Annotated in this window: 15 protein-coding genes; 9 read left to right on the plus strand and 6 right to left on the minus strand. The window is 45.1% G+C overall.

Annotated features, from left to right (window positions below; translation table 11 throughout):
- Window positions 1-407: RNA-guided endonuclease InsQ/TnpB family protein (locus PJF56_RS19990; protein ID WP_283764477.1), on the minus strand; the 407-nt coding region annotated here is incomplete at its 3' end.
- A 108-nt stretch (window positions 408-515) separates the two neighbouring features.
- Here PJF56_RS19990 and PJF56_RS19995 point away from each other — a divergent pair.
- The 4 genes from PJF56_RS19995 to deoC all read left to right on the plus strand — a co-directional run bounded on the left by PJF56_RS19995 (window position 516) and on the right by deoC (window position 6,827).
- Window positions 516-1,970 carry an ABC transporter substrate-binding protein gene (locus PJF56_RS19995; protein WP_283764478.1) on the plus strand — a complete coding sequence of 485 codons (1,455 nt, stop codon included), beginning with the start codon at window positions 516-518 and terminating at the stop codon, window positions 1,968-1,970.
- Between the two features lie 9 nt (window positions 1,971-1,979).
- Window positions 1,980-4,727 (plus strand): ATP-binding protein, encoded by a 2,748-nt coding sequence (locus tag PJF56_RS20000; protein WP_283764479.1) that lies wholly within the window; start codon window positions 1,980-1,982, stop codon window positions 4,725-4,727.
- Window positions 4,717-6,009: a hybrid sensor histidine kinase/response regulator gene (locus tag PJF56_RS20005; protein WP_283764480.1), complete on the plus strand. Its 1,293-nt coding sequence runs from the start codon at window positions 4,717-4,719 to the stop codon at window positions 6,007-6,009. Before PJF56_RS20000 ends, PJF56_RS20005 begins: the two co-directional genes overlap by 11 nt.
- Window positions 6,010-6,140: 131 nt before the next feature.
- Window positions 6,141-6,827 carry a deoxyribose-phosphate aldolase gene (deoC, locus tag PJF56_RS20010; protein WP_283764481.1) on the plus strand — a complete coding sequence of 229 codons (687 nt, stop codon included), beginning with the start codon at window positions 6,141-6,143 and terminating at the stop codon, window positions 6,825-6,827.
- A gap of 87 nt (window positions 6,828-6,914) precedes the next feature.
- Here deoC and PJF56_RS20015 read toward each other — a convergent pair whose 3' ends face one another.
- The 3 genes from PJF56_RS20015 to PJF56_RS20025 form a co-directional block, all read right to left on the minus strand.
- The gene (locus tag PJF56_RS20015; protein ID WP_283764482.1) at window positions 6,915-7,310 is read right to left on the minus strand and encodes a HEPN domain-containing protein; all 396 of its coding nucleotides are present in this window, start codon (window positions 7,308-7,310) and stop codon (window positions 6,915-6,917) included.
- Window positions 7,307-7,630 (minus strand): nucleotidyltransferase domain-containing protein, encoded by a 324-nt coding sequence (locus PJF56_RS20020; RefSeq protein ID WP_283764483.1) that lies wholly within the window; start codon window positions 7,628-7,630, stop codon window positions 7,307-7,309. The genes PJF56_RS20015 and PJF56_RS20020 overlap by 4 nt, the downstream gene beginning before the upstream one ends.
- Before the next feature lie 103 nt (window positions 7,631-7,733).
- A complete protein-coding gene (locus PJF56_RS20025) occupies window positions 7,734-9,116 on the minus strand; it encodes a helix-turn-helix domain-containing protein (RefSeq protein WP_283764484.1) in 1,383 nt (460 codons plus the stop codon).
- Window positions 9,117-9,324: 208 nt separating this feature from the next.
- On the opposite strand from PJF56_RS20025, the gene PJF56_RS20030 reads away from it, so the two are divergent.
- Window positions 9,325-10,545, plus strand: a complete 1,221-nt coding sequence (locus PJF56_RS20030; protein ID WP_283764485.1) for an argininosuccinate synthase — start codon at window positions 9,325-9,327, stop codon at window positions 10,543-10,545.
- Between the two features lie 58 nt (window positions 10,546-10,603).
- On the plus strand, window positions 10,604-12,019 hold the full coding sequence (locus PJF56_RS20035) for a coproporphyrinogen-III oxidase family protein (RefSeq protein WP_283764486.1): 1,416 nt from the start codon (window positions 10,604-10,606) through the stop codon (window positions 12,017-12,019).
- Window positions 12,020-12,078: 59 nt separating this feature from the next.
- Here PJF56_RS20035 and PJF56_RS20040 read toward each other — a convergent pair whose 3' ends face one another.
- Both PJF56_RS20040 and PJF56_RS20045 read right to left on the minus strand, forming a co-directional pair.
- Entirely contained in the window at window positions 12,079-12,324 is a 246-nt protein-coding gene (locus PJF56_RS20040; RefSeq protein ID WP_283764487.1) for a UPF0175 family protein, read from the minus strand.
- A 2-nt stretch (window positions 12,325-12,326) separates the two neighbouring features.
- Window positions 12,327-12,527 carry a DUF433 domain-containing protein gene (locus PJF56_RS20045; RefSeq protein ID WP_283764488.1) on the minus strand — a complete coding sequence of 67 codons (201 nt, stop codon included), beginning with the start codon at window positions 12,525-12,527 and terminating at the stop codon, window positions 12,327-12,329.
- 251 nt (window positions 12,528-12,778) lie between these two features.
- Here PJF56_RS20045 and recO point away from each other — a divergent pair, with 251 nt between their 5' ends.
- From recO to PJF56_RS20060, 3 genes are all read left to right on the plus strand, one after another.
- The gene (gene recO / locus PJF56_RS20050; protein WP_283764489.1) at window positions 12,779-13,627 is read left to right on the plus strand and encodes a DNA repair protein RecO; all 849 of its coding nucleotides are present in this window, start codon (window positions 12,779-12,781) and stop codon (window positions 13,625-13,627) included.
- 58 nt (window positions 13,628-13,685) lie between these two features.
- On the plus strand, window positions 13,686-15,065 hold the full coding sequence (locus PJF56_RS20055) for an MFS transporter (RefSeq protein WP_283764490.1): 1,380 nt from the start codon (window positions 13,686-13,688) through the stop codon (window positions 15,063-15,065).
- Between the two features lie 87 nt (window positions 15,066-15,152).
- On the plus strand, window positions 15,153-16,340 hold the full coding sequence (locus PJF56_RS20060; protein WP_283764491.1) for a glycosyltransferase family 4 protein: 1,188 nt from the start codon (window positions 15,153-15,155) through the stop codon (window positions 16,338-16,340).
- The last annotated feature ends 162 nt before the right edge of the window (window positions 16,341-16,502 follow it).

Here is a 16,502-nt window from a genome sequence, read left to right on the forward strand (position 1 = left end):
CGAATGGCTAAGGGTTCTTTACATTTGGCTAAATAGATTTGACCTTCTTTGAACTTGAATGCGGATTTGGTAAACTCAGCACTCCCTCCTTGGTGTTTTTTCTTGAAGTTGGGATATTTGGCACGCGCGGCAAAAAAGTTGGTAAATGCGGTTTGTAGGTGTCTTAACCCCTGTTGCAAGGGGACACAACTGACTTCGTTTAAGAAATCTAACTCTTCTTGTTTTTTCCAGGCGGTCAACAGAGAAGATGTTTGAGCGTAATCGATTCTTTCTTGTCGTTGATACCAAGCCTGAGTTCTTTCATGGAGCGCTTTGTTGTAAACTAATCTTACACAACCCAAAGTTCGCCGCAATAGGGACTCTTGCTCTAAGGTTGGGTAAAATCGGTAGTTAAATGCTCTTTCCATGTTGGAGTCAAAGGATTTTTTACAGGGTAGCACCTAAGATGTAATTGTGGTAGCCTATGGTTAGTAAAGCCCCCCTGGAAGGGCGGGGTTTCAGACCCAATTTTTCTGATGAAAAGACGAGATATACTGCGCTGGGGAGCCTCAGCCGCTCTGGGATGGAGTGCAACTTCTGTATTGAATGCCTGTCGCCGCTTGTCCCCCCCTTCTGCCGTTCAATTATCCCTGGAAGCCACTCGCGGTTCCCAATCGGCAAGTATTGTAGGAACTGATGCTTATCACTTTCTCAAAGACGTAGGCAAAAGATTTTCTGGTACGACTCTACGATTGGTAATAGAAGATGTACCGGGTGTAAGAGTCGCTCGCGAATTAATGCAAACCGAATTCACTCCCCTAACGGGAATCGATGTGCAATGGGATCTACTTCCCCTCCATCGCGTTTTAGGACGAATTGAGCAAGATATCGCCAGAGAAGCCGGAACCTATGACATCATGTATTGGGATCAGGCTTGGATTGGTCGTTTTCTTGAGGTTGGGGTCAATCCTAAAGAACTGCTGGAAAACAGCGAGCTGCGATATCCGAACTACAACTTTGAGGACTTTTTCCCCTCTTTAGTTGCCCATGTTTCCTCTTATCAAGGACAGTTGGCTGCTATCCCCTATGATATCCCCATATTTATCATGTTCTACCGCCCCGATATTTTGGAAGAATTGGGGTTATCTGTGCCGACGACGATGGCAGATTACTTGGGGACGATGCAAAAGATTAGCGAAGCCAAAGCACCGCAAGTCTATGGAACAGTCGGCCAGTGGAAGCTAGAGCATTACAGCTTGTTTTGTAATATGACGGCTTGGTTGTGGGCACATGGTGGATCGACCTATTATGCCAATGGAGAGCCAGCCATTAATGACGATCGCGCGATCGCCGCCCTAGAATATATGCTGGCTCAACGGCAATACGCTCCCCCCGAAGCCATAACCTGGGACTGGGATGGGGAAGCAGAAGCTTTTCGCCAAGGTCGCGCCGCCCTGTTTATCTCTTGGGGAGAAAGGTTTCCCTGGTTTGAAGGTTCACCTGGCTCCCAAATTTCTGGAAGAGTAGCCGTTGCTCCTTGTCCCCAAGAAATTCTCCTGCGTCCAAAGAGTGAATGCAGCTTTGGAGAAGTTCCAGGAATTAGCAATCAAGGGGGCAGCAGTTTGGCCCTGTCTCGTTACAGCAAAAATAAAGATGCAGCCTGGGTGTTTTTGCAATGGCTCACCAGTGCCGATATTCTCACCCGCACGGCGATTCTAGCTAAAACCAACAGCACTCGCCGCAGCACCTATAGAGATCCTCGATTGCAAGCGGGGTTTGGAGATAATCCCCAAGTTACCAATTATTTTCAGGTTACCCTAGATGCTATTGAAAATCGCATGGGAACGGAACCCCACCATCCTAATTGGATTAACTTGGGTTTCGATCGCTTCCCTGTAGAGCTGGGAAAACTAATGACCGACCAACAGAGCATCAAAACTACCCTAAACAATATGGCAGAAGCGGCTGCCAGAGCAACAGAAACCTTCTAAGACCAAACCATGAAAGCTCCTCCTGGGAATATTGGCTCACGAATTGAGCGTTTTTTTTATCAGTACAGTTTACGCCATCAACTTTTAGGCGTATTTTGCTTCATTGCCCTGACTCCCCTTGCGGGCTTCGCTTGGTGGAATTACACCAGTACGCGCACCGCCTTGATTGCATCGGCCAATCAATCCCTGAATGCGGCCGCATCCCAAACGGCTGCCACCCTGGATGCCTTCATGCGCATCAATTTAACGGTTATTTTTACCGAAGCGCAACAGGAAATCCTGGCCGCCTATCTACAAGCCACACCCAGCCCGGCTGAAACTCTGAAAGAGCAGGCCCTCAATACCTTAAATAGTTTAATCGCCAAAGATAAAGTTTTCTTGGTTTCCTCCGCTCTGCTCGATACCGAGGGCAAGAATCTCCTCGATACCCAGTCCTCTCAGATGGGACGAGATGAGTCCAATCGCGACTATTTCCAAATTGCCCTAGAAACGGGTGAGCCTTTTGTTTCTAATGTAGAATTTTCTGAAGTTGACGGTCAGCCTTATTTATATTTCAGCCAATCGATCCGCGATCGCCAAACCGGAGAAGTCGTTGGCGTGCTTCGCAGTCAATATAGCGCGGCTAAACTCCAATATCTGATCCTCGAAAGTAATAATTTAGCCGGTTCTTTTTCCTTTCCTATTCTGCTTGATGAGTATAATTTGCGCTTGGCCCAAGGCTATCGAGATGATGGCAGCCTGCCTCAAGAAATTCTATTTCGATTTCTCGCTCCTGTCGAACCCGAAACCCTTGAGCAGTTACAAGAAACTTCTCGCTTGCCCGCTTCCCTCCCAGAAGAGAGTGCCACTCAACTAACAGAATTTGACAAATTGGCGGCCGATTTTAACCCCGATCGCCCCGACTTCAGTACCATTCTTTCTCAACAGCAGCAAATAGAGTATGCTGGCGCGATCCAACTGAGCCAAATTCAACCTTGGAAGATCGCCTATTTGCGTCCGAAATCCGTTTTTCTGCAACCGATAGATATTCAAACTCGCCATAACCTCCTGCTGGGTTTGGGAACCACTCTTGCCGCCCTTGGTGTAGGGTTTGGCATGGCGAATGTAATTGCTTCTCCCATTCAACGCTTGACCGAGACTGCCAAGCAAATCGCCGAGGGGAATTTAAGCGCCCGTGCAGACATGGAATCGCGCAGTGAAATTGGTCAATTGGCTCGCGCGTTCAATACCATGACGGCGCAGTTGCGATCGGCGATCGATACCCTAGAAGAAAAAGTGCAAGAACGCACCCTAGAATTAGAAGTCGCCAAAGAAGCCGCCGACAATGCCAACCAAGCCAAAAGCGAATTTTTGGCCAACATGAGCCACGAATTAAGAACCCCCCTCAACGGTGTTCTCGGCTACGCCCAAATTTTAGGACGCTCCAAAACTCTCTCCGACGCAGACAGCAAGGGCGTGAATATCATTCACCAATGCGGTTCTCACTTGCTGACGTTGATTAACGATGTCTTAGATCTCTCCAAAATTGAAGCTCGCAAACTGGAGTTGAATCCCACTGCCATTCATTTGCCCTCCATCTTGCAAAGTGTGGTGGAAATGTGCAGAATTAAAGCCGAACAAAAAGGAATTAACTTCATTTATCAGCCCAGCTCTCGCCTGCCGGAGGGCGTGAAAGCCGATGAAAAGCGCCTGCGACAGGTGTTAATCAATCTGTTGGGCAATGCGATTAAATTTACCGATCGCGGTGCGGTGACTCTGCGGATCGATGTTCTCGACGAGTCCGAAACCAGTGTCACACTCTTGTTCCAAGCGATCGACACTGGAGTTGGCATTGCCGAAACCGATCTGAGCAAACTCTTCCAAGCCTTTGAACAGGTGGGCGATCGCCACAAACAATCCGAAGGAACTGGGTTAGGACTAGCCATTTCCCAGCAAATTGTCGGCTTAATGGGTAGCACCATTGAAGTCACCAGCCAATTCGGTAAGGGCAGCGAATTTTCCTTTTCGGTGTGCTTTCCCCTAGCTTTAGACTGGGCAGAACAACAGATCGGTTGGGAAGGAAGCGATAATGCTCGACATCCCAGGCGCGATCGCATCATCGGCTACCAGGGAGAGCCGCGCACAATTCTCGTGGTGGACGATCGCTGGGAAAATCGCACCGTTGTCTCGAATTTACTCGCACCCCTTGGCCTTAAAACCGTCGAAGCCGAAAACGGTTGCGAAGGCTTAGAAAAACTGCGGGAGGCACAAATCGATTTAGTCGTCACCGACCTCGTTATGCCCGTGATGGATGGTTTTGAGTTCCTTCACCAGATCCGCAGTTCTCAGGACTTGCAGCATCACCAAGTAATTGTCTCTTCCGCATCCGTCACCCAAATGGATCGCTATCAAGCGATCGATGTCGGCGGCAATTACTTCATCGGCAAACCCATCAATGGGCGAGAGTTATTATCCGCGATCGGGGAATGCTTGGATTTGCGATGGATTTATGAAGAGCAAGAGAATACGGATGTAGCTCCCGGAAAGTCAAGCCAAATGGTTCTGCCAGCACCTGCCATCCTCACTACCTTATTAGATTTGGCCCAGCAAGATCGGGTCAAAGATTTATGTGAGTCCCTCGAAGAACTGGCTCGGAACGATTCCACTTATATCCCTTTTGCCCAACCCTTACTCGATCTGGCCAACCAATTTGCAACTGAGGAAATTGAAGATATCCTACAACAATATCTCAGCGAAGGAGGCTCTCATGGACAATAAAGCCGAAATTTTAGCCATTGACGATACGCCAGCCAATTTGCGAGTGGTAGCTGATGTGTTATCTCCTGCGGGCTATACGGTGGCGACTGTAACCAATGGCGATCGGGCGATCAAGCGCTTACAAAACTATATTCCCGATCTCATCCTCCTGGATATTCAGATGCCCGGCATGGATGGATTTGAAACCTGTCGAAAAATTAAGGAAAATCCCCATACTGCCAACATTCCCATCATTTTTCTGACTGCCCTATCCGATGACAAGAGCATTAGCAAAGGATTTGACTTGGGAGCGGTGGATTACATTACCAAACCCTTTCGCGAGGTGGAAATGCTGGCACGAGTGAAAACCCATTTACAGTTGCGAAACTTCATGGCACAACTGGAGCAACAAGTCCAGCAGCGCACGGCTGATTTAACCCAGGCGTTGGAAAAATTGCGATCGTCACAAATGCAATTGGTTCAACAGGAAAAAATGGCCACCTTGGGGAATCTCGTCGCTGGTGTTGCTCATGAAATTAACAATCCTTTGGGGTTTATTGGGGGCAATCTCAGTATGCTTCAGGAATGTCTGGTCGATCTGACGGAAATTGTTAAAGGCTATCGCCAAGCATATCCGGAACCAAGTCCTCAACTGGCAGAAGCAATTCAAGAAGTGGATCTCGATTTTTTGCTGGAGGATATTCCCAAAAATATTGCTTCTATGGAAAAAGGAGTAAAACGAATTGCTAATATTAGTACATCTTTGCGAACCTTTTCCCGCACGGATACGGAGGTCAAAACCGAGTTTCATTTACATGAGGGTCTTGACAGTACATTACTTATCTTAAAATACCGCCTGAAAGCCAACGATAAACGCCCCGCTATTGAAATCGTGAAAAATTATGGCGATATTCCGGAAATAAAATGCTATCCAGGTCAAATCAATCAAGTTTTTATGAATATATTAGCCAATGCGATCGATGCTCTCGAAGAAAAGACTAAATCAAAAACATTTCAAGAGATAGAAAAAAACAATAATTGTATCACTCTTTCCACAGAGATAAGCACAGATAAAAAGGATATAATCGTTAGAATTATGGACAATGGAATGGGAATGCCCTTATCCGTACAAGAAAAAATATTTGAGCAGGGATTTACGACTAAGGAAGTCGGGAAAGGAACGGGATTGGGCATGGCGATCGCCTGTGATATTGTCACAGAAAAACATGGTGGAAAAATTACCTGTTCTTCAGAATTGGGACAAGGCACTGAATTTGTAATTTCCCTTCCTTTTCATGAGTAATCAGTAATCACTAATCAGTAATCTCCCCTATCCCCCCATCTCCCCATCCCCCCACCCATCCTATCCGGTTGCTTTGTGTCCCCTTTATCCGGAAAATAGAGGTTAACCCAAATCAAGGCTCACTAGGGATTATGGCTTTAGACTATTCAGATATTGATATTGCTGACTATATCGAACATTCCCTGTTGCATCCAACAGCAACCCCGGAGCAGGTGCAACAATGGTGCGAACAGGCAATGGCGATGAATTTTCCTACAGTTTGTGTATCTCCGGTTTACGTGCGGCAAACGGCGGATATCTTGCAGGGAAAACCGACTAAAGTGTGTACGGTGATTGGCTTTCCCACTGGCGCAACAACCCCAGGGGTAAAGCTCTATGAAGCGCAAGAAGCGGTTGAGCATGGAGCCGTAGAATTGGATGTGGTGATGAATATTGGTTTACTGAAGGCGGGCAAAACGGAAGAAGTGCATCGGGAAATGGCCCAAATTTGTGAGGAAACGGGGCAAACGGTGAAGGGGATTTTGGAGATGACGGTGTTAACGGAGGCGGAAAAACGATTAGCCGCAGAGCTTTGTTTAGATGCGGGGGTGGCGTTCTTGAAAACGAGTACGGGTTGGCAAGGGGGGGCAACGGTGGAGGATGTGAAGGTGTTGAAGTCTATTAGCCGTGGGAATGTGGGGATTAAAGCTTCTGGTGGCATTCGGAATTTAGAACAAGCTTATGCCTTAATTGAGGCTGGAGCAACCCGGTTAGGGACTTCACGGGGGATGATGTTAATTGAGGAGCGCGATCGGGCGCTTCGCCCTGGTAATGGGTAACAAGCTGTGATGGGGGGATAGGGGGATAGGGTTTTAAACCACCCTCTGCCAGGCGATCGCCCTAACTAACCCAGTGGACTGTATCAGCTATGGTGAATATGGGGGCAATGAATCGATATTCCCTAAAGCAAAATTCAGCATTTCTTCCCCCTGAGATAGCAGTTGTTCCACATCAGTTTCTGAAATATCAAGTTCGGTATTGTAATCGGCTCTTAATCGGATTCTTTCCGCATCAATGAGATAGCGATGTAGCTCAACGGGAATGCGGTTCGTGCGAGCAAATATCCTACCGAAAGCAGCGATAACGGCTGAATGTTTAGAGTAGGACAACCCCTCGCCTTCTAAAAATGCTGTGGCAATGTAAAACATAGCGTAGTAAGTGCGCGATGCCGCAAAATCAGGAAAACCTTTACGGTTTAATTCTCTGGCAGCTTGTAGACTGCGAGTCGCTTTTTCTAGCAATTTTTGTTGTTCCGGTGTCATAGGGGTATTCCTTCTTTGCGGATGTTACGAAAGAAGCTATTGTTATACTCTTGGAATTGGCGACTGCTGACCAAAGCGCAGCTTATCAACGTATTATGTTCTAAGCATAAATCGGCAATTGTTTGGCTAATTCTGTTGCTCTCTTTAGAGTATTGGAAGTCTTGTTTCAGGATAATTAAAAGATCGATATCTGAGTCAGGTTCTGCATCACCTCTTGCTTGAGAACCATAGAGAATGATTTGGTCAATTTGCTGGCCATACAGGGTTTTCAGTCCTTGACAGGTTTCGTTTAATATGGTGTTAAGAGTTTCTTTTCTCATCTTTGATTTGAACCCTGTAATTAGTCTAATGATAACACTTATCGATCCCCCCAACCCCCCTTAAAAAAGGGGGGCAGTAAAAGTCCCCCTTTTTAAGGGGGATTTAGGGGGATCGTTCCAACTGTTCGTCATTGTCGTGCGAAGCGCTATAGTGTTGAATGATGGGTTCTAGAATCAACTGGAAGTGTTTAGAGTCTAGAGATGTTTGAATTAAGCCCCGTTTTCTTAAAGAGTAAATGTTGGCTAACAGATTGAATTCTGAGGGGAATGGTTCTGAAGGAATATTAGACAGATCGCTGATGTCCTCTTGATGAGCTAAGTAGGATAACAAAGATTTTTCTGAGGGAGATAAGCGCTGGTAATGTTCTATGATGATGAGTTCTATATCGCCTAAAAATAGGTTTGGATAGGATAAGAATTGGGCGACGCTACCGTTAAATAGGTCTTGGATCGTCGCAGCAATAATGTTAAGCCATGAGGGGTTTTGACTGTAGCGGTTGATGAGTTCTAACCATTGCTCTGGATCGCTTAATCCTTTGTTTTTTAAGAGTTCTTGCGCGAGTTGGACAGAACCGGATAATAATAGGCTATGACAAGGACGGTTTTCTGCTTCGAGGGTAGCTATTTCTGGGGGTTGTTCCCAACTGAGAATCAGTAAGCAACTGTTGTGGGGCGATCGCCCAATATCTTGCAGCAGTTTACCAAAATTCTGGTATTCGGGTAAGTAGCGCCCAACGAGTTCTCCAGGGGTGAGGGTTTCCTGGAAGTCGTCGAGGATAATGAAGCAACGGTGCGATCGCAAGTAGTCGAGTAGTGCGCGATGTTCGGTTGCGTCTCCTTGGGAGAGGAATTGGATCAAGTCGGTGGTGAGGGCGTTAAGATTGGGGAAGGTGCGGTGACTATACCAGATTAGGCGATCGAAATGCTCTGCGATATCGTCTACGAGTTGGGTTGCGAGGGCTGTTTTTCCCATTCCTGATAACCCATAGATGGTGATAATGGCGCTATTTTCGTTGAGTATCCAGTGTTTGAGCGTGTTGAGTTCCTCTGTGCGGTGGGGATAGAGGCGATCGTATTTGGGGATGTGGGTGCGATCGTGAATTTTATTTGGTTGATTGATTATAGAATTTAATTCCTTTTTTCCAGTTTCACCACAATTCAATTGTTCTCCACAAACATTGATATTGTATGAAACATGATTACTATTACTAATATGTGCATGGTTAGCAATATAGTATCTTTGCATTGCAGCACGCAAATTTGACTTATTAACTTTTTCCTCCAACTCTTCCGATAAAAACTTGTACAACTCACCCGCCACCCTTTTCACATTTACTTCAGTACAGTGATAATTATCCGCAATTTGTTTATATTTTTGACCATTCCAAACCCCAATTAACACAGCTTGTTGCAGGCTATTTAGGTGGGAGCCAGTTTTAGCAAGCACTAATTTATCAGCCCAGGCGAGGACTTCCTTGACATTCATCAGAGATACATATATGAGTTTTGCAATTTTACTACTTTTTTAACCCTTTTGCAACCTTTTGCAGCTAAATTAGACTTTTGGTTACTAATGAAGACTTTTTAAAAACGTTTAACTCTGCACTTGGTTATACTTTTTTTTGCTTTACAAGTTCATTATAAATGTTTATTCTTAAAGTAAGTCGCTTCCATCTGACTATCAGGAGAAAAAAATGAGTCAACAATTAATAGAACAAATTAAAACTATTCAGCTTCAACCAGCTAAGAAAGTTGCCCTAGCATATTCTGGAGGTTTAGATTCAACCCTTTGTATCAAGCTACTTCAAAATTTTTATCATACAGAACAAGTTTTATTAATTAATGTAAATGTTGGGCAAGGTGCAGTTGAAATAGAAAAAGCTCGCACTCAAGCTTCATCGCTAGATCTAGATGTAATACACCTTGACGCGGAGGAGGAATTTCTGTCTGAGTGGGTTAGCAAAGCTATCAAAGCCAACTCTAGCTATGGAGGTTATCCACTTGCTACTGCAATGACACGCCATTTAATTGCCAAAAAAGTGACTGAAATTGCCTTAGAACACAAGTGTGATGCAGTTTCAGAAGGAACGACGGGGAAGAGCAATGACCAATTTAGAATGAGAAACACCTTTGAGCTATTTGGATCTGGAATCAGAACAATTCAACCAATCAGAGAATTTGATTTATCTCGTGTCGATGAAAAACAACTAGCAGAATACTTTGGAATAGCCTACTACGAGGCTATGTTTGGTGGAGATGATAAAACAATTTGGTGTCGATCAATTGCTAGTGGAGCTATTACCAGCCTAGATCAAATACCACCTGATGTGTGGATTTGGTATGTTCCGATTGAACAGGCAAAAGATGAATCAACCTATCTTGATATAGAATTTTCAAACGGTATTCCTATTGCTGTTGACAATAAAGAAATGTCACTCAAGGAAATTCTTAACCACTTGAATACTGTAGGCGGCCAAAATGGAATTGGGTTTATTGATACTTGGGAGCAAGACGTTATTGATGTAAAATCTCGCGAATTTTACGAGGCTCCAGGAGCAGTGATTATATTAGAAGCACATAAAAATCTAGAGCGTGTTTGTTTTCCAAAAGATGAATTAAGATTTAAAGAAACGGTAGACTCTGAATGGGCACGGTTAGTTTTCAATGGTGATTGGTTTCACCCATTAAAAGCAGACTTAGATGCGTTTATTGATAAATCTCAAGAAGCTATAACTGGAAAAGTAAGGCTGATGATTTACAAGGGAAGTATTCGTGTAATTGAATGTACCTCAAAATATTCTCTTTACAAACCAGAGATTAGAGCTTTACAAAGTAGAGGATTCGATCAGCGTATTTGTGGGCCTGCTGCCGAGCTAAAAGCTCTTCCATACAGAATACTAGCAATGAGGAAGTAGAACCCTCTTGAAAAAGTAACCGAATAATTTTTTAGACTTTTCATGGGAGGTAAGGATAATGTCAAATTCTAGTCTTGCGACTAAGGCAGCAAGAAGGCTTGCCTCGCTTCCCCTGAAGCAAATTAGAGAAGCTGGTATATGGCGAGATCGCTCTTCATATTTCCTGAATATTGCTTATCCTTCAATGCAAGCGATGGAAACAATTTCTTGTGCTGATGTCTATCCATACGAAGTGAATAAGTGTGACCAAAAAACTGTTGCTCTATACATCCATATACCATTTTGCACTTCAGAATGTTACTACTGCCATTACTACAAGCAATTTGGCAGATCTCCTGAGCAAGTAGATACATACTTAGATGCTATTGAGCAAGAACTCATCATACACAAAGAGCGTTTCGGTAAGATATATGCTGCGTCTGTATATGTTGGTGGTGGTACACCTAGTTACATGACTGCATATCAAGTAGATCGGCTATTTCAGGTTGTCAATAATTATATCACCTTGCTTCCCAAAGCAGAAGTTTCTTTTGAAATTCATCCTGAAAACGGAACTCTAGAAAAACTCAGGATTCTAGGAGAACAAGGTGTTAATCGAATTAATATTGGAGTTGAAAGCTTTAATGATACTCTTTTGGTTTCAGAAAATAGAAGGCACACTGCTTCAGAAGCAGTAGAGACTTTTGAAAGGGCAAGAGCGCTAGGTTTTGAAAATATTAATCTCGATCTTATCTATGGACTTAAAGATCAAAAGGTTTTCATGTGGGAAGAAAGTTTAAGTAAAGTTGCTCAACTGCTTCCGGCATCAACAACAATGTATTATTTAAGGCTAAAGCGGGGGACTCCCGAATTTAAGCTTTGGAAAAAAAGTCCTGAAACCTTCCCTTCTGATGAAGACTTGTTGTTGATGCACGCGATGAGCTTTGAAAAAATGGAGGGTGAGTTAGGTTATATACAAAATCCTGTTGACTGGTTTATAAAAGATGACTTTTACTTCCATACATATCAAGACTTCAATTGGCGAAGAAGTGATGAGGTAGAACTTTTAGGAATTGGAGCATCATCTTACTCCTATGTAAATGGCTGGCAGTATTACAATATTAATGACGTAAAACTTTATCAAGAATTTATCGCAAAAAAAACTTTGCCAATTTGGAAGGGAGAGTTTCTCAGTAATGAGGAACGCATGAGAAGAACAGTTATGCTTGGACTCAAGATGGGCATTGATCGAGAGTTGTTCTATACAACTTATGAAACTGACGTTTTAGAAATATGTACCCAGACTTGGGAAGAGCTTTCATCGCTAGAACTTATTGATATTAACCACAAATATATTAACTTAACTTACCTAGGCAAACTATTTGCAGATGAAGTTGGACAAAAGTTCTATTCAGATGATATGAAGAGAAGAATGGCACTCGTCGATCCAGATCTGGTTTCAACAACGTGGCCTAAATTCAATCCTTATAGGTAAAAAATTTAAAAGTTCAACAGCCGCTAAATTAGTAATGGGCGAAGTATCGCTGATAACAATCATAGACGACCGAGAGCTTGCAAGGTTTTCATATCCTCTTCAAATTCTTCAACATCATAATGAATGCAAATACCGCGACTAGCAATTTCTTTCTGAAACTCTAACAAGTGCATCCCGGCTAAATGACGCGCTTTGCCTATACTAATTCTGTCTTGTTGGAAGAGCAGAATTGCAATCTCCAGCTTCAACTGTGCTTCGGACATTTCGGCAGCTTTGAGAATATCATCTGGAATGAGGACAGCCATGTTTAGTTACCTCCTGAATGGTTTAGAATCGATCGCACCTGCTCCTGACTCAAGGGTGGATAATCGGCTACAATTTGTTCTACTGTGACTCCCTCTGCCAAGTTATCTAAGATTACAGAAACCATAATCCGAGTTCCTTTTATACAAGGCTTCCCATGACAAATATTGGGGTTAATCTCAAGGTGTTCTTGCCAATTGTTCATCATTTACTTTATCAATCCGTAATCTTCATGATAGCCTAATCTAGGGCGATCGCCGACCTAAGAAAGAATATACAGCAGTTTTCTTTCTCTGTGCCCTGCATTTCGATCCCCCCAACCCCCCTTAAAAAGGGGGGCAGTATAAAGTCCCCCTTTTCAAGGGGGATTTAGGGGGATCTTGTGCCTGTACCTCAACCGCCCAAAGTGCTGTAAACCTAGAATCATCTTTGTTCTCTCGGACTCTCTTAAGATTTATGAGTCAAACCTATAAGGCGACGGGTATTAATTTGAAGGGAATGCCGATGGGGGAATCCGATCGCCTATTAACGGTGTTAACTTTTGAATTTGGCCTCATTCGGGCGATCGCCCCCGGAGCGAGAAAAGCGAAATCGAGTTTGGGGGGACGCAGTGGGCTGTTTGTGGTGAATGAGTTGTTGGTGGTGAAGGGGCGATCGCTCGATAAAATTATTCAAGCGCAAACGATTAAATCCTATCCTAAATTAAGTCAACATTTACTCAAACTCACAGCCAGCCAATATTTAGCCGAATTAGCCCTCTGTCAAGCCTTGAGTAATGGCTCCCAAAGTGACCTCTACGATCTACTGCTTCTCCACCTCGATCGCCTGGAAGCCAGCAGTCTCAATCTTACTTTACCCCATCTGATCCAAGGAACCTTTCACCTGCTGGCTCTGGCGGGGATTGCGCCCCAAGTGCAGCATTGTTGCCGCACCGGAAAGGCGATCGCGCCTAATTTCCAAGATCCCCAGTGGCAAATCCAATTTAACATCGCCTCCGGTGGTCTTGTCAGCCAGGAAAAAGAGCCACAAGCCTTTCAGGTTAAGGAATCTGGCGGTTCCTATCAGGTGCGAAATTTAGCCAAAAAATCCCCCCAAACCCAAGCATTTTCCCTCAACGCCAGCCAATTATGGACGCTCCAGCATCTAGCGGGGCCAGAACTCCCTAAACTAGAACAAGGAACAGAAAATCTCTGGCCTTCCCTAGAACATCTCCTGCGTGCCTATGCCCAATATCATTTCGATCGCCCGATCCGAGCAGCAACGCTCATGGAACCTTGCCTGGCCAACTTGCCCAAAGATCCCTGAAGTTTACAGCATTTTTATACATTTTAACTAGCGACCATTACCCAGTTCGCCATTGCCTATGTCCTTATCCAAAACTGATATAAAAGTAACCCCCCAAACCCCTACCCCTAATTCTGCTCCACCCTCCCCTAGCCTGGGTGCAGTGCTAAAGAACCGCAATTTTCTCACCCTGTGGAGTGGTCAAGTATTTTCCCAGTTAGCCGATAAGGTCTATCTGGTGTTAATGATTGCCATTATTACCAGCCGCTTTGAACAACAGGGACAAACCATTAGCGGTTGGGTTTCGGCGATCATGATTGCCTTTACCATTCCGGCGGTTCTGTTTGGCTCCTTAGCCGGTGTATTTGTAGATCGCTGGCCGAAAAAATCCGTCTTGGTGCTGACAAACTTGCTCCGGGGAGCCTTTGTCCTCACCATTCCCCTATGTCTGAGCCTCTCTACAGGAATAGATTTGGCGATCGATATTCCCCTAGGGTTTGCTTTGCTCTTAGGGATTACCTTTGTCGTCTCTACCCTAACCCAATTCTTTGCCCCGGCTGAACAATCCATTATCCCCCTAATTGTCAAGCGCCATCTGCTCCTGCCGGCCAATTCCCTCTATACTTCCACCATGATGGCCTCCATTATCTTGGGATTTGCCCTGGGAGACCCGCTTCTAGACCTGGCCAGCCACCTGATTAGCCCGATTTTAGGCAATGGCGAACTGGGTAAAGAATTCTTGGTGGGAGGCGGTTATCTGCTGGCCGGTGTGATTTTATTGGTGGTGAATACCAAGGAAAATACTTATCCTCCCGACCACGAACATCCCCATGTTTTCCAGGATCTGCGGGATGGATTGAACGTTTTGCGCGATCGCCATCGGGTTCGCAATGCGATTTTACAACTGATTATTCTCTCCTGCATTTTTGCCGCTTTAGCCGTGTTAGCCGTTCGTATTGCGGAACTGATTCCCAATCTCGAAGCGTCGCAATTTGGCTTTTTATTAGCCATTGGCGGTCTCGGCCTGGGCATTAGTGCTGCTGTCGTGGGAGAATTTGGCCATCGTTGGGCCTCGAATGCCCAATTGAGTCTGATCGGATCGATGGGTATGGCTGGCTCCCTGTTAGGTTTGTCATTTACAGTTCAATCTTTGGGATGGTCTCTATTTTGGATTGGTCTGTTAGGTGCATCGGCCGCGTTCATTGGCATTCCCATGCAAACTACGATCCAATCGCAAACGCCCGAAGCAATGCGGGGTAAGGTTTTTGGCTTGCAAAATAACGCCATTAATATTGCTTTGAGTTTTCCTCTGGCTTTGGTGAGTGTGGCAGAAGCATGGCTAGGAATTCAGTCGGTTTTACTGGCTTTAGCGGCTTTGGTCTTCGCAGGGGGAGTCTCAACCTGGTATATTTCCCGTACAGGAGGTCGGGATCAATGGCCATCGTCTCCTACCCGATAATTTTGGGCATCCTTGGTGCGATATGGCAGTTTGGGCTGCACAAGACCCTCTATCTCCCCATCTCCCTATCCCCTTTTTGGCACTTGAATGCATATCGCTTGGCTTGGTAAAAAATCTCCGTTCTGTGGTAATGTCACTTATTCCCGTGAGGTGACCAATGCGTTGCTTGACCGGGGACATCAGGTGAGCTTTTTTCATTTTGCCTCGGAGGATGGGGTGGCAGAACTGCTATCGAATGGCGATCGCGGGTCTCCGGAAGGATGGCCCGATTGTCCGGAAGTGCCGATTCCTTGTTTGTATAAATCGACGATTTATACGATTCCGACGTTCAGTTCGTCTAAGGTTTTAGCGCGATCGCTCCATTCTTTGCAACCGGATCTGGTTCATGCGTCGTTAACTCTGTCTCCTCTGGATTTTTTGTTGCCGGAAATCTGCCAAGATTTGGATTTACCTTTGGTGGCTACGTTTCATCCGGCCTTTGACCGCAAATTACGCAATTTTTCTTCGGGAACTCAACAACTGACCTATCAACTCTATGCCCCTTGTTTGGCTAATTATGATAAAACGATTGTGTTTTCCCAGATTCAGCGCGAGATTCTGATTAAACTGGGGGTTCCCAAATCGAAGGTGGTGGTGATTCCGAATGGGGTGGATGCGCTGAAATATTCCCCCGGCCCCTCTTTGATTAAGCAGGATTTGCAGGCGGAGCGGTTATTTTTGTATCAAGGACGGATTGCGATCGAGAAAAATGTAGAATCTTTGCTCAAGGCTTGGAGGATGGCAGACTTGGGGCCGGGGTGCAAATTGGCGATCGTCGGCACGGGCCCCCTGAAGAGTTCCTTAAAAGCCTCCTATGGTACAGAACAGGGGGTGATTTGGTTGGGCTTTATTGGCGATGAGCAGCGACGGATCGAGATATTACGGGGAACAGATGTGTTTATTCTTCCTTCTTTTGTGGAGGGGTTATCCCTGTCTCTGTTGGAGTCCATGGCCTGCGGAACGGCTTGTATGGCAACGGATGTGGGCGCAGATGGTGAGGTGTTGGAAAAGGGAGCCGGGGTGATTTTGAATGCCAATCGAGTTACCACTGAGTTACAAACCTTGCTTCCCTTGTTTCGAGACCATCCGGAATTAAGTATTATGCTGGGACAAAAGGCGCGGCAACGGGTACTAGAGCGCTATACCCTGAATCGGAATATTTCTCAGGTGGAACAGCTTTATGATGAGGTGATTAAACAGGGTAATGATGCTGCTTATGGGAGTTTGGTGAATTAAGGGGACTCCAGAGTATCGGGATCGATATTTATAGTCTATTGAAATAGCACTAAATCGGTTGGTTTTGGCGATCGCCGGATGCAAGAAACCGAGTTCTTCAACCCATACCTTCACCCTTTTCTCGTAGGTTGGGTTGAGAAACGAAACCCAACCTACAAATCA

It is taken from the genome of Roseofilum halophilum BLCC-M91 (assembly GCF_030068445.1).
GTDB classification, from domain to species: domain Bacteria; phylum Cyanobacteriota; class Cyanobacteriia; order Cyanobacteriales; family Desertifilaceae; genus Roseofilum; species Roseofilum halophilum.